The 12,695-nt window shown below is 46.9% G+C and carries 14 protein-coding genes and 3 tRNA genes; 7 read left to right on the plus strand and 10 right to left on the minus strand.

Translation table 11 applies throughout. The features are described 5' to 3' along the window. Positions 1-5: 5 nt before the first annotated feature. Both qcrC and ctaE read right to left on the minus strand, forming a co-directional pair. Positions 6-797: a cytochrome bc1 complex diheme cytochrome c subunit gene (gene qcrC / locus A7sIIA15_RS03220; protein ID WP_095685762.1), complete on the minus strand. Its 792-nt coding sequence runs from the start codon at positions 795-797 to the stop codon at positions 6-8. A gap of 16 nt (positions 798-813) precedes the next feature. Further along, positions 814-1,443: an aa3-type cytochrome oxidase subunit III gene (ctaE, locus tag A7sIIA15_RS03225; protein ID WP_095685763.1), complete on the minus strand. Its 630-nt coding sequence runs from the start codon at positions 1,441-1,443 to the stop codon at positions 814-816. A 150-nt stretch (positions 1,444-1,593) separates the two neighbouring features. Between ctaE and A7sIIA15_RS03230 the strand changes: the two genes are divergently transcribed. Together A7sIIA15_RS03230 and trpD are read left to right on the plus strand one after the other, a co-directional pair. Next, on the plus strand, positions 1,594-1,995 hold the full coding sequence (locus A7sIIA15_RS03230; RefSeq protein WP_095685764.1) for a response regulator transcription factor: 402 nt from the start codon (positions 1,594-1,596) through the stop codon (positions 1,993-1,995). Between the two features lie 2 nt (positions 1,996-1,997). Next, positions 1,998-3,044 (plus strand): anthranilate phosphoribosyltransferase, encoded by a 1,047-nt coding sequence (trpD, locus tag A7sIIA15_RS03235; RefSeq protein WP_190279151.1) that lies wholly within the window; start codon positions 1,998-2,000, stop codon positions 3,042-3,044. Here the strand turns inward: trpD and A7sIIA15_RS03240 are convergent. Next, entirely contained in the window at positions 3,019-3,615 is a 597-nt protein-coding gene (locus A7sIIA15_RS03240) for an exonuclease domain-containing protein (protein ID WP_223298294.1), read from the minus strand. The two genes, trpD and A7sIIA15_RS03240, sit on opposite strands and share 26 nt — an antisense overlap. A gap of 1 nt (position 3,616) precedes the next feature. Between A7sIIA15_RS03240 and A7sIIA15_RS03245 the strand changes: the two genes are divergently transcribed. Beyond that, positions 3,617-4,459 carry an alpha/beta hydrolase gene (locus tag A7sIIA15_RS03245; protein WP_223298295.1) on the plus strand — a complete coding sequence of 281 codons (843 nt, stop codon included), beginning with the start codon at positions 3,617-3,619 and terminating at the stop codon, positions 4,457-4,459. Between the two features lie 2 nt (positions 4,460-4,461). Here the strand turns inward: A7sIIA15_RS03245 and A7sIIA15_RS03250 are convergent, their stop codons facing one another. The 6 genes from A7sIIA15_RS03250 to A7sIIA15_RS03275 all read right to left on the minus strand — a co-directional run bounded on the left by A7sIIA15_RS03250 (position 4,462) and on the right by A7sIIA15_RS03275 (position 7,788). Next, on the minus strand, positions 4,462-5,697 hold the full coding sequence (locus tag A7sIIA15_RS03250; protein WP_095685767.1) for an NRAMP family divalent metal transporter: 1,236 nt from the start codon (positions 5,695-5,697) through the stop codon (positions 4,462-4,464). Next, positions 5,694-7,040 carry a magnesium transporter MgtE N-terminal domain-containing protein gene (locus A7sIIA15_RS03255; protein ID WP_190279152.1) on the minus strand — a complete coding sequence of 449 codons (1,347 nt, stop codon included), beginning with the start codon at positions 7,038-7,040 and terminating at the stop codon, positions 5,694-5,696. The genes A7sIIA15_RS03250 and A7sIIA15_RS03255 overlap by 4 nt, the downstream gene beginning before the upstream one ends. A gap of 72 nt (positions 7,041-7,112) precedes the next feature. Next, a tRNA-Val gene (locus A7sIIA15_RS03260) sits at positions 7,113-7,184 on the minus strand. Between the two features lie 42 nt (positions 7,185-7,226). Beyond that, entirely contained in the window at positions 7,227-7,565 is a 339-nt protein-coding gene (locus A7sIIA15_RS03265) for a phosphomannose isomerase type II C-terminal cupin domain (RefSeq protein ID WP_095685769.1), read from the minus strand. Between the two features lie 28 nt (positions 7,566-7,593). Then, a tRNA-Cys gene (locus A7sIIA15_RS03270) sits at positions 7,594-7,667 on the minus strand. 48 nt (positions 7,668-7,715) lie between these two features. Further along, positions 7,716-7,788: transfer RNA gene (locus A7sIIA15_RS03275), tRNA-Gly, on the minus strand. Between the two features lie 69 nt (positions 7,789-7,857). On the opposite strand from A7sIIA15_RS03275, the gene A7sIIA15_RS03280 reads away from it, so the two are divergent. From A7sIIA15_RS03280 to A7sIIA15_RS03295, 4 genes are read left to right on the plus strand one after another with little or no spacing between them, the layout of a single operon-like run. After that, positions 7,858-8,847 (plus strand): chorismate-binding protein, encoded by a 990-nt coding sequence (locus tag A7sIIA15_RS03280; RefSeq protein ID WP_223298296.1) that lies wholly within the window; start codon positions 7,858-7,860, stop codon positions 8,845-8,847. Further along, on the plus strand, positions 8,844-9,596 hold the full coding sequence (locus A7sIIA15_RS03285; RefSeq protein ID WP_095685771.1) for an aminotransferase class IV: 753 nt from the start codon (positions 8,844-8,846) through the stop codon (positions 9,594-9,596). Before A7sIIA15_RS03280 ends, A7sIIA15_RS03285 begins: the two co-directional genes overlap by 4 nt. Before the next feature lie 4 nt (positions 9,597-9,600). Next, positions 9,601-11,583: a threonine--tRNA ligase gene (gene thrS / locus A7sIIA15_RS03290; protein ID WP_095685772.1), complete on the plus strand. Its 1,983-nt coding sequence runs from the start codon at positions 9,601-9,603 to the stop codon at positions 11,581-11,583. 2 nt (positions 11,584-11,585) lie between these two features. Further along, positions 11,586-12,107 (plus strand): HIT domain-containing protein, encoded by a 522-nt coding sequence (locus A7sIIA15_RS03295; protein WP_095685773.1) that lies wholly within the window; start codon positions 11,586-11,588, stop codon positions 12,105-12,107. A 2-nt stretch (positions 12,108-12,109) separates the two neighbouring features. Here the strand turns inward: A7sIIA15_RS03295 and A7sIIA15_RS03300 are convergent, their stop codons facing one another. Then, a complete protein-coding gene (locus tag A7sIIA15_RS03300; protein WP_095685774.1) occupies positions 12,110-12,691 on the minus strand; it encodes a P-loop NTPase family protein in 582 nt (193 codons plus the stop codon). Between the last annotated feature and the right edge of the window lie 4 nt (positions 12,692-12,695).

Here is a 12,695-nt window from a genome sequence, read left to right on the forward strand (position 1 = left end):
TGCGCCTACCTTGCTCTCGTAGTTAGCCAGACTGCAATACCAATGAGCAGTCCTAGCCCTAATACCCAAGCCAACAAACCTTCTGTAACAGGTCCAATGCGGCCCATTGTTGCACCGCCTAGATTTGGTTCAGCTTCAGCGGCCTTGATCCACTTGATCATGGAAAGTTTTTCTTCAGGTGTAATTGTTTTATCACTAAAGACTGGCATTGATTGTGGGCCAGTAATCATTGCTTCATAAATATGTTTTGGTTCAACACCCATAAGTGTTGGTGCGTACTTACCTTGCGATAGCGCACCACCTTGACCAGCAAAGTTGTGACACATTGCGCAGTTATTTCTAAATAGCTCGCCACCTTCGGCGGAGTTTCCATCTCGCTCATAATTAAGTTCAGATTCACCTGGAATAGCAGGACCAGGAGCTAACGAAGCAACGTAGGCAGCTAGGGCTGCAGTCTCTTCCTCGTTATAGACACGGGGTTTGCGCATGGCCTGTGTGCTCATATCAGCCATTGGCATACGGCCTGTTCCAACTTGGAAATCAACAGAAGCTGCGCCAACTCCAATTAAAGATGGCGCGATAGATGCACCTTCAGCGTTGAGTCCGTGACAAGAAGAACAACCCTTAAGGAATATTTGCTTTCCTTCTTCAATAGATGCCGAGCGATCTAAAACGCTCTGGGTCTCTGTAACAGTTGCACTTGCAACAGAGAAAGTAGTTCCTATCGCAAGGAGAGCAAAAATTAGAAGCATTGGGCCAGCGGCCTTATGTCGACGGTAACGCGATAAACGCTTCACGAAGTTTTTGTGCCCCTTACTTAATGAGGTAGATCGCTGAGAAGAGGGCGATCCACACGACGTCGACGAAGTGCCAGTAATACGAAACAACAATTGCAGTTGTAGCTTGTTCGTGTGTAAAGCGACGGGCCTTAGAAACACGGATGAGCACAATAAGAAAAGCAAGAAGTCCACCGGTTACGTGCAAACCGTGGAAACCTGTTGCGATGAAAAAGATAGAACCATAGGCAGATGAAGAAAGTGTTAAGCCTTCTTCCACAAGAGCGGCATACTCATAAATTTGTCCACCAATAAAGAAAGAACCCATGAGGAAAGTCAGCGCAAACCATTCACGCATTCCCCATTTGTTGAGCTGGAAGATTGAACCTGTGCGGTGGTTTTGGAATCGCTCTGCAGCAAATACTCCGAACTGACATGTAACAGATGAGAGAACAAGAATTGTTGTGTTCAACGCTGCAAATGGAATATTGAGAATCTCGCCTGCCTCTGTCCAAATCGCTGGACCCTGCACTGCGCGAGTAGTGAAATAAATAGCAAAGAGTGCGGCAAAGAACATCAACTCACTTGATAGCCACACGATTGTGCCAACCGCAACGGCGTTGGGGCGGGTAATCTTGTGGTGGGCAGCTACTGATGTACTCGACATGGGGATGATTATTCCCGAAAAACACGCCTGCGTCTTACGGGAGACCCCTCATATGCAGGTTATTCACCCGGTTCTGGAGTGAAACAGCCCACAGATTTTTCGAGGTAAAAATCAGCTCGCACACCCTTTCCAGGAGCTTAGACTTAGGCCATGGCAAAGAAGCAGATTCTGGTTTATGCAGATGATTCAACTGTACGAAAGGCTGTCATTGACGCCTTGGGTACCAGAACGGCCAGCGATATAGCAGAGCACCAGATCCATGAGTTTGCCACGGCTGCAGCCCTTCGCTCTTATGTCGATAACAACACAAACATTGATTTATTCATCCTCGATGGTGAAGCTGTTCCAGAAGGCGGTCTGGGAGTTGCCCGTCAACTCAAAGACGAAGTTTTCAACTGCCCTCCAGTACTAGTCATAACAGGGCGCAAGGAAGATGCATGGCTTGCCGCATGGTCGATGGCGGAAGCATCAATAGTTCACCCAATTGATCCATTCACTCTTGCCAGAAGTGCTGCCGAACTTCTACGCGGCACAGCACCTGCTGTAGTTTAAAAATGTCGAAAGAGTTGTGGGATCGTTATTTCTCAATTCTTGAAAGTGGGCTGGATTTAGAGCCAGCCGATGTTGCCTGGTGCATGAATCAGATTCTTGAGGGAAAAGCCGATAACGAGTTAATTAAAAAGTTTTTGCTTTCTCTAAAGGCAAAAGGTGAGACAAGTGAAGAAGTGGGTGCGCTAGTTGCCCAGATGTATGAGCATTCTGCGCCAATCTCCATTACAGAGCGCGCGGTCGACACAGTTGGAACCGGTGGCGATGGCGCGCACACTATTAACATCTCAACCACCGCTGCAATTATCGCTGCAGCTGCTGGAGCAAAAGTTGTAAAGCATGGAAACCGCGCAGCATCATCGAAATCAGGAGCAGCAGATTTATTGGAGGCGCTAGGTGTTGCAGTAACGCTAGATGGCAAAGGCGTTGAAACCACTTTTTCACAGCTTGGAATTGGCTTTTGTTTCGCCCCTGTTTTTCATCCAGCAATGCGCTTTGCTGCCCCTGCCCGTAAAGAGTTAGGCGTGCCAACAGTTTTTAATATCTTGGGCCCGCTATCTAATCCAGCTAAACCGAAGGCTGCAGCGATTGGCGTTGCCAATGATCGAATGCATTTAGTGATGGCCCAGGTATTGGCAGATAAGGGCGTAGATGGCTTCGTTTTCCGGGGCGATGATGGCCTTGATGAAATAACTCTTGCAACAACTACTTCTGTTTTAACTTTAGGTAATGGGCAAATAGCTAGTGATTTATTAGACCCACTTGATTTTGGAATTGCTAGAGCCCCGATTTCAGCCCTTGCTGGGGGAGATGCAACTGAAAATGCCAGAATAACTAGCGCTATTTTTGCTGGCGAAAAAGGTGCACCGCGTGATGCTGTTGTATTAAATGCAGCGGCTGCAATTGCAGCCTATGAAGGTGAGATGGAATTGAGCCTTCATGATCGAATCCAGAAGGGTGTTGAACGAGCCACCATGGCTATTGATAGTGGTGCTGCAGCAAAGCTACTTTCACAGTGGGCAGCACTTAGCCAGAAACTAGCCGCTTCTTAACTTTTTTGAATTGTGGCAAAGTCGTAATTCCAAAACTTCCCAGTCTTTCGATAATTCCATGCAAAACATCTACCGTGGCACGGGCATCATCTAGGGCGCGGTGCGTGGGGGAAGTAGTTGCTCCAAAGAACTCTGCCAAGGTGGCTAATTTGCAGTTGATGACATCATCTTTGGTCAATACATATCTAGCTAATCTGGCAGTGTCAGTGACATGGTGATTGGGCCATGGGTAATCAAGATGCGCAGCAGCAGCCTTTAGGAATCCCACATCAAAAGGAGCGTTGTGTGCAACTAATACATTTTCACTCTCTGGCCCCAAGAACTCAATAAATGAGGGAAATACTTGAGCGATCGTCGGAGCGTTGGAAAGCATTTGATCTGTAATCCCAGTGAGTTGTGTGATGAATTCTGAAATCTGAACACCCGGATTTACAAAGGTTTCAAACTCACCAATCACTACGCCGCCGCGCACTTTAACTGCGCCAATCTCTGTTATTCCTGCGCCAGTTGAAGGGGCAGCGCCTGAGGTTTCTAAATCCACAACCACAAAGGTGGCTTCCGATAGGTGCATAGTGGCGATAGTAAATGATTGCACTGTCATTGACAGCACGCGTATGGTGTTCACCATGGCAGTTGAAACAGCACCCCCAGGTTGGATGCAAGATTGGTCGGCGCAAGGCTCAGGCAAAAACGCTCGCGTTGGAGTCTTACTTGTTCATGGATTTACTGGAGCCCCACCATCAATGCGTCCATGGGGCGAATTCCTGCACTCCAAGGGTTACACCGTTCGAGTCCCATTACTTCCGGGACATGGAACGAAACCTGAGGATCTCAATAAAGTGAAATGGCAAGAGTGGCCAGCAAAAGTTCAATCTGAATTGGATCAGTTGTTCAAAAGCTGTGATCAAGTATTCGTGGCTGGTTTATCAATGGGTGGTGCAACCACCCTCTTTGTTGCAGCTGAGAACAACAATCGCTTGAGTGGCCTCATTCTTGTTAACCCAATGATCAATCGTTCATCTGCTGTTTTATCGCGTCTTCCTCTGTGGGCAAAATATCTCCTAACCTTCACAGTCAAACTACGGGCCAGTGTTGGAAATGATATTAAGCGACCTGGGATTACCGAGCATGGATACGATGCAACTGCATCAAAGGGTGCCTATGAATTGTTTAGAATGCTGAAAGTAACTCGTCCAAAGCTGAGCAAAGTCACCATTCCCGTTCAGCTTTTTCATAGTATCAACGACCACACCCTTCCAGTCTGTAACACTGAAATCATTATGGATGAACTTGGATCGACAAATAAGGTCCGCATTGAACTCATCAACAGTTATCACGTTGCCACCCTTGATTACGACCAGGAGCTGATTTTCCAGAACTCACTAACTTTTATCCAAGGGCTCACTCGCCCCTGAAATTAAGCGTTAATGCCAAACCAGAGAAGTGCCAAAACGCAGGTTGCTACTAAAGAGATGATGGCACCATAAACAACGCGCATGCGAGTACTTGATGCGTACTCACCCATTAAGCGCTCATCCTTTGAGATTCCAAACATGAAAAGCAGAAGTGGCAGGAGCAAGATTGCGTTAAGAATCTGAGTGAAAACCAGAACTTTAATCAGTGGTAATCCAGGAATAAGAATGAGCCCTGAAGCCAAAACTGTCATGACACCAAATGTGGCATAAAACAAGGGTGCCTCTTTTGGTCCATCATCGAGTGCTGCAGGTTGCCCGGTGAGATCTCCAACAGAATAGGCAGTTGATAAAGGCAAAATCGAAGCAGCTAGTAGTGCTGCACCTACTAATCCGATTGCAAAGAGAGCTTTTGCTAGTGATCCAGCTAATGGCTCAAGGGCCTGGGCCGCTTGGGAAGCATCAGTGATGTCTGTGATGCCTTGTTTGTTCAAAGTTGCGGCACAGGTGATGACTACAAAGAAACCTATAATTCCTGTGAGCAGTGAACCCGTCCACACATCAATGCGAAGTAGTTTCAAATCATCGCGAGTTAAGCGCTTATCAACGGCGTAGCTTTGAATGAAGGCAAGTCCCCAAGGGGCAAGGGTTGTTCCAAGGGTTGCAGTTGCTAGATAAATAGCATCTTGTGTGAATGGCATCGATGGCACAAAAACACCGCGCGCAGCTTGTCCCCAGTCTGGATTAGCCATGAAACCGGCGACGATGTATGAAATAAAGATTGCAGAGAGTGCAAAGAAAACCTTTTCTACGTTTGCAAAGGAGCCACGCAGCACAAGGGCTGAGACAACTAAAGCCCCTGCGGGAACTGTTATGAAACGTGAGATTCCAAAGAGCTCTCCAGCCACAGCAATACCTGCAAATTCAGCTGTGAGAGTTCCAAAGTTAGCAATAATCAAAGCACTTGCACTAAGAGTTCCAGAGCGAGCACCATACTTTTGACGAACTAATCCAATGAGTCCTTGACGTGTAACAACACCGATGCGAGCACCTAAGTCTTGGAAGATAACTAATGCCAAAGTGGAGAGAACGAGCACCCACAGCATTTGATAACCAAATTTGGCACCGAGCTGTGAATAGGTCGTGATGCCGGCTGGATCATCATCTGAAAGCCCAGCAATGATTCCAGGACCCATGACTGAAAGAAGTGCAGCTAAACGAATCTTGCGCGTTGTTGTCATGAGAGCGCACCTGTTCCTTTAGATAAACCATGTTGTTCTTCTGGCTTAAGTGCATCCACCAAGTCATCAGCCAAAATTCGTCCTACAGGCTTTCCTTTTTCATCAATTACAACGATGGATGCCCCTCGGTTGTTTGAAAACTCTTCGATTACTTCTTCCAGTGGAGAATCAATTTGGACAGATGTTGGGTAAGGAGGTCCGATAAGAGTGCTCAAAAGCGCGGTGGATTTAGCGGCCACCAACTCAATAATTTGGATGTGATCAACTAACTTGCCTTTGCTATCAACGATAACAACGCCATCAGAAATATCGCGATCTCTGTTTTCAACAAGGCGGGCAAGAGCCGCACCACACGTGTCGTTTTCTTGGGCAAAGACCATGTGAGTGGTCATGATTCCACCGGCGAGGGTCTCATCGAAAGCAATGAGCTGACGCAACTGCTTAGCCATCTTGACATCCATTGCTTTCAAAATATCTTCACGGTGCTCATCACTTAAATCGCGCAGTACTTCAGCAGACTCATCTGGTTCCATGCGACTTAGAAGTTCGGCGGCTCGCTCTTCACTCAAACCACGAAGAAGGCCTTGCAATTCTTCATCTTCCATTTCTTCCAGTGCATCGGCAGCCAACTCTGGATCCAACATTTCAATCAATGCACTTTGTTCACGTCCAGCTAAATCTTCGATCAAATCTGCCAAGTCAGCAGGGCGCAGTTGTGAAAGTGCGGTTTTAGAACCAGAGGTTTTAACAACTCCGGAAGTGTCGGCAAGGGATGCAACTGTTGCCCAGTCCAGAACGTGTTGAGGTGTTGCACGACGACCAAGTGCACCAGGAAAGATGCGGCGAAGGAAAGTAACAAAAGAGATATCCACGCCAACTACGCGAATCTCTTTATCTAGAGGCGCTAAGTAAAGATCTGAGGAACGCACAACTCGTAGCCCATTCACATCCACAATCTGGTGATCAAGAACATCGGCATCTAACAATGATTCATCGCTGCGGCGCTTGTAGTCAGTCAAATTAATTGTTGTGGAAGAGAGCTTGATTTGATGGCGCTCTAGCTTTGCAATACGGGCTCCATCAATAAATGATCGACGCAAACCTACTTTTACGATCAATCCTGAGACTGGTGGATAAGCATCTTGGCCATGCTTAACGACAACATCTACTAAACGACCTATCTCACGGCCATCTTCATTGGTAACTGGACAGCCCAATAATCCTGCAAGTGAAACAACAGAATCGCGAACACCTTTGCGTGCCAACACCAGATCACGGCGCCCCACGGCGCGCTCAACGGTATTGACCACACGGGCAATAGGCTTTTTGGTTGGGGCTTTCATAAGCGAAATTGTATCGGCTGACATTGCACGCATTCCGATAGTTTTCTCTGCGTCTAGATGAACTTACTGAAGTGGACCGTACTGGGATCGAACCAGTGACCCCCACAATGTCAATGTGGTGCTCTACCGCTGAGCCAACGATCCTTGCTTGAGTGAGAAATGATACCTCACGAAAATAAGTGGTGCTTATCGGTTGTAGTCATCCTCGATACGCTCAATATCATCTTCACCAAAGTATGAACCGCTCTGGACCTCAATAAAAATAACAGGCTCACTACCGATGTTTGCTAAACGGTGAAGCTCGCCTTGGGCGATATCAATCGAGTCTCCAGCTGACATTTCAAATTCAAGGCCTTCATGAGTGACCTTTGCATTGCCGCTGACGATGAACCAATGTTCAGAGCGATGTTGATGGCGTTGGTAAGAAAAACGAGCGCCAGCATTAACAACAATTCGCTTTACTTTGTGATCTGAACTTTCAGACAAGATTTCATAGCGACCCCACGGTCTGACGTCTTCGTCCATGAACTCTTCCTTTTACTCGTTCTACTAATGGAGGTCGGAACGGGATTTGAACCCGTGTAGAGGGATTTGCAGTCCCTTGCCTCGCCTCTCGGCCATCCGACCAAAAACGAACGCCGTTCATTTTTTACGTGAACGGCGATCAGTTTTGAGAGCGGACGACCGGGTTCGAACCGGCGACCTGAACCTTGGCAAGGTTCCGCGCTACCAACTGCGCTACGTCCGCGAGGAGGGCAAATCTATCGTAGGTGAGGCCATAGCGCCAAAGTGGGAATTCAATGACTACCGTTACCTTGTGAGTTCATCGAAGAATGCGCCTGTTTTTTGGATGAATGGGCGGTTGGCAACTGGCCTTTCGCAGGTTTCAAATGATCCATCGTGTTTAGCCGATGGGGGATTCTGGGCGCTCTCAACAACTTTTGAAGGAGATTTTCAAGCTTTCAAATTTGATCATGTTATTGAAGCAAGTTTTCCAACATCACCATGGCAGAAAATAGAAGGCCAATGGTCAAGTAGTTTGAATGAAAGTCAATACGTAACATATGTGAAGAAAGTGCAAGAGCACATTGCACAAGGCTGGGTCTATCAAGTTAATGCCTGCAGAGAAATCTCTATCCATGTTGATGTTGAGGATCTGCGTGGACTGTTTTCTAAGATTCTTGAAGGTAACCCAGCGCCATGGGCTTCCTATTTAGAAGCACCAGGAATCAACATCGCTTCAGCATCACCCGAGTTATTCCTTAAGCGCGATGGAGGACGAATTCGCACTTCGCCTATCAAGGGCACAGCACCAGCTGGCACAGTTGATTTTGGCGTGAAGGACAAAGCCGAGAACGTAATGATTGTTGATCTCATGCGAAATGATTTAGGGCAGATTTGTAAGAGCGGAAGTGTCACTGTCCCTCGTTTGCTTTCAACCGAGTCCCATCCTGGCCTTGTGCATTTGGTGTCAGATATTGAAGGCGAACTCAAAGATGAGATTACTTGGACAGAGATCTTCAATCGCTTGAGTCCACCAGGATCCATTAGTGGTGCTCCAAAGTCATCTGCCGTCTCTGTCATTAAAGACAATGAAGGAAAGCGCGGGCCGTATTGCGGTGCGCTGGGTTGGGTGCAAGGGGATAAGTGTGAACTTTCAGTTGCAATCCGAATCTTCTATAAAGATGACAAGTTGCGATTTGGTACAGGTGCTGGAATTACGTGGGCCAGCGTGGCAGAAGATGAGTGGGAAGAGACTCAACTCAAAGCAAGACGTTTAGTTTCACTTGCCGGTGGTCAGTTATGAGAGTGATCTATAACGGTGAAGTAAGAGGTATTGATGATGTGCCAGCAACTAGCTCTGGGTGGCTAGAAGGTGAAGGAATCTTTGAAACGATCAAAAGCGTTGGGAACAAGCCATTGTCTTTATCTCGCCATATAGCCAGGGCACAGAGCAGCGCAGTAGCTCTCGGGATCACCATCCCAAACTCAGATCAGATTTCACAAAGTGTGACTGATTTGTTTGCCGCTGTTCCACAAGGTTTAGGAATGCTGCGGATTTCATTTGATAATCAAGGTAACTGGTTGGCAGTTCACATGCCTTATGCAGAGCAAGAGAAAAGCTGTGATGTGAGATTGCATCCAGATGCTGTTACAGGTGATGTTCATAAAAAATTTCCTTATACCAATCGATTAGCAATTCTTGAGCAGGCCCGCCTGGCTGGCTTTGATGATGCAGTCGTCGTTAATAGCCAAGGCAATATCTGTGAGGGCTCAGTTACTAATCTGATTGCAAACATTGATGGTCGTTGGGTGACACCACCAACTACTGATGTTGTTCTGCCCGGAATTATTCGTCAGATTCTGATTGAGAATGAGTTAGTTGCCATCGAGAGCATCCCAGCAGATCGGCTAGCGGAAATCACCTCTGCCTTCTTTATTAGTAGTTTGCGTTTATCTCACGCTATTTCATCGATTGATTCACGGCCGTTGCATCTTTCACACGCCTTCGGAGAAGAAATAAAGGCGTTGGCTCATAAGTATTCGGTAGGCTAGCCTCATGATTCAGGTAACCGTTGATGGTGCATCACGCTCCATAGAGGCAGATCAACGCCCTACCCACCTCTTTGCAGATAATAAAGAGGTAGTCGTTTGCCGTATCAATGGAGCTCTCAAAGATTTGTGGACCGACCTGCACGAAGGCGATGTCGTTGAATCTGTTCTCATCAATTCTCCTGATGGTCTCTTTGTCCTTCGCCACTCAACTGCCCACGTTATGGCACAGGCTGTGCAAGAGGTTTTCGCTGATACAAAGCTTGGAATTGGACCACCGATCAAAGATGGTTTCTATTACGACTTTGATCCAAAGACTCCTTTTAATCCAGATGATTTAACAAAGATTGAAAGCGTTATGCGCAAGATTGTTAAAGATGGCCAGCGCTTTCGCCGCCGTGTTGTTACCGAAAAAGAAGCGCTAGCTGAACTTTCCCACGAGCCATATAAGTGCGAACTCATTGGCATAAAAGGCCCAGCAGGCGAAGAGGCAAGTGTTGAAGTTGGTGGAGCAGAGCTCACCATCTATGACAATTTAGGTAGAGATGGAAACCCAGTGTGGGGAGATCTTTGTAGAGGTCCTCACCTTCCATCAACAAAACACATTCCTGCATTTAAGTTGATGCGAAGTGCTGCTGCGTATTGGCGTGGATCTGAAAAAAATCCCATGCTCCAGCGCATCTATGGCACAGCGTGGCCATCGCAAGATGAACTCAATGCTCACTTGGAATTACTAGCCGAGGCTGAAAAGCGCGATCACCGCCGACTTGGAACTGAACTTGATCTCTTTTCATTTCCAGAAGAAATTGGTTCAGGTTTAGCAGTCTTTCATCCCAAGGGCGGAATCATTCGCCGTGCGATGGAAGATTACTCACGCAAGCGCCATGAAGAAGAAGATTATGAGTTTGTTTATTCGCCTCACTTAACCAAAGCTGCCCTGTTTGAAAAATCAGGACACTTGGATTGGTACTCAGAGGGAATGTATCCACCGATGATCATGGATGAAGAGCTCCATGCCGATGGAACGATTAAAAAGCCTGGCCAGCAGTACTACATGAAGCCAATGAACTGCCCGTTCCACAACCTTATTTTCCAAGCCCGTCAGCGCTCCTATCGTGAACTTCCACTTCGACTCTTTGAATTCGGAACTGTTTATCGTTATGAAAAATCTGGTGTGCTACACGGCATCACTCGTGCTCGTGGCTTTACGCAAGATGATGCCCACATCTATTGCACAAAAGAGCAGATGGCAGATGAATTAGATTCACTGTTAACTTTCGTACTCAATCTTTTGCGCGATTACGGTCTCAATGACTTCTATCTAGAACTATCAACCAAGAACCCTGAAAAGTTTGTGGGCGCAGATGCTGATTGGGAAGAGGCAACTGAGACATTGCGCAAAGCAGCTGTTGCTCAAAAACTAGAGTTAGTTCTAGATGAGGGCGGCGCAGCGTTCTACGGACCAAAGATTTCCGTGCAAGCAAAAGATGCCATCGGTCGCACATGGCAGATGTCCACGATTCAAGTAGACTTCCAACTTCCACAACGCTTTGAACTTGAATATTCAGCAGCCGACGGATCACGCCAGCGCCCAGTAATGATTCACCGCGCTCTCTTTGGTTCTATTGAAAGATTCTTTGGTGTTCTAACAGAGCATTACTCAGGTGCTTTCCCACCATGGCTTGCACCGGTTCAAGTGGTTGGTATTCCTGTTGCTGAAGCGTTTGCAGATTATTTGGCTGATGTCATTAAGCAGATGAAGAAAGCTGGCATTCGTGCAGAGCTAGATGCATCCGATGATCGCATGCAGAAGAAGGTTCGTAATGCACAGATGCAAAAGGTGCCATTTATGGTTATTGCAGGTGAGGAAGATATGGCAGCAGGTGCTGTCTCATTCCGCTATCGCAATGGCGAACAGAAGAACGGAATTCCTATTAAGGATGCAATTGCCGAAATTCAAAAAGTAGTAGCAGAGCGCACTCAGGTTTAACAATGCATATTGATGGCGCAGGAATGCCTGATGGGTGGCAACGTTTATGGGCGCCTCATCGTCTTGAATACTTACGGGGAGAAAACCGCCCATTAGAGGGCAATGAAGTTGAATGTCCGTTCTGCCGTATTCCTAAATTAACTGATGAAGAAGGCCTCATTGTTCATAGGGGCGCAACGGCCTATGTCGTCATGAATTTATATCCCTATAACCCAGGACACTTATTAGTCTGCGCTAACAGACACGTTGCAGATCTAACTGACTTAAGTGAGCAAGAGCGCAACGAGATTTCATCTCTTACTGCTCATGCGATGAAAACTATTCGAAAAGTTTCATCCCCTGCAGGCTTTAACTTAGGAATGAATCAAGGTGCTATTTCAGGTGCGGGGGTGGCAGAACACATCCACCAACACATCGTTCCTCGTTGGAGCGGTGATGCAAACTTCATGCCAATTATTGGAAAAACAAAGGTGCTTCCACAGTTACTTACTTTGACCAGAGAAGAGATTGCTGCTGCTTGGTAGCACTAGTTGAGTTCAGCGAGATATTTCTTTATAACATCAAGGCCAATTCCCTTTTCCATCACAAGTGGAATTGCTGGAAATAGAACACCTGCGGCGAAAGCACCTTCACCCATTGATGTGACAAGCTCTAGATATTCATCACGAAACTCTTGAACTAAAGTTTCATGCTCTGGCTCGCAGGGATTTTTAGTTGGGGGAGTGGTGGAGTAATCGGTGATGACCATGTCCGAGAGTGAGATAAGAGCTCTAGGTGATCCATCATCATCATGGAGAACTAAGTAAGGCGTGGCAATTTGATCAAAGACTCGGTTAGCCAACATGACTGCATCATCAAAGTCAGCATTGTTTCCATCCAACTGTGTAACAACAATCATGCGAGGTGTGAGGAACTCATCAAAGGATTGCCATTGATCAATAGTTGCCTGGTCGATTCCGGTGTTGGGGTTAACAACAAAGAGTGCGCAGGAAATATCACCAGTGGCTTGAGTTCCAACTGATGCCCCGAGCGCCGTGGCAACTTCACCAGGGTTGGCTGAAGGGTGGCCAAAGACGCAGAGATTGAGAGGCGATGTGGGATTCTGCACTGGG

Source organism: Candidatus Planktophila vernalis (assembly GCF_002288185.1).
Lineage (GTDB): Bacteria > Actinomycetota > Actinomycetes > Nanopelagicales > Nanopelagicaceae > Planktophila > Planktophila vernalis.

Coding starts and splice junctions, on each gene's coding strand:
- A7sIIA15_RS03240 (WP_223298294.1), bottom strand. CDS start 3,615: ATGCACCTATCGGAAGCCACCTTTGTGGTTGTGGATTTAGAAACCTCA.
- A7sIIA15_RS03285 (WP_095685771.1), top strand. CDS start 8,844: ATGAGAGTGATCTATAACGGTGAAGTAAGAGGTATTGATGATGTGCCA.
- trpD (WP_190279151.1), top strand. CDS start 1,998: ATGTCGAAAGAGTTGTGGGATCGTTATTTCTCAATTCTTGAAAGTGGG.
- thrS (WP_095685772.1), top strand. CDS start 9,601: ATGATTCAGGTAACCGTTGATGGTGCATCACGCTCCATAGAGGCAGAT.
- A7sIIA15_RS03230 (WP_095685764.1), top strand. CDS start 1,594: ATGGCAAAGAAGCAGATTCTGGTTTATGCAGATGATTCAACTGTACGA.
- ctaE (WP_095685763.1), bottom strand. CDS start 1,443: ATGTCGAGTACATCAGTAGCTGCCCACCACAAGATTACCCGCCCCAAC.
- A7sIIA15_RS03295 (WP_095685773.1), top strand. CDS start 11,586: ATGCATATTGATGGCGCAGGAATGCCTGATGGGTGGCAACGTTTATGG.
- A7sIIA15_RS03265 (WP_095685769.1), bottom strand. CDS start 7,565: ATGGACGAAGACGTCAGACCGTGGGGTCGCTATGAAATCTTGTCTGAA.
- A7sIIA15_RS03255 (WP_190279152.1), bottom strand. CDS start 7,040: ATGAAAGCCCCAACCAAAAAGCCTATTGCCCGTGTGGTCAATACCGTT.
- A7sIIA15_RS03250 (WP_095685767.1), bottom strand. CDS start 5,697: ATGACAACAACGCGCAAGATTCGTTTAGCTGCACTTCTTTCAGTCATG.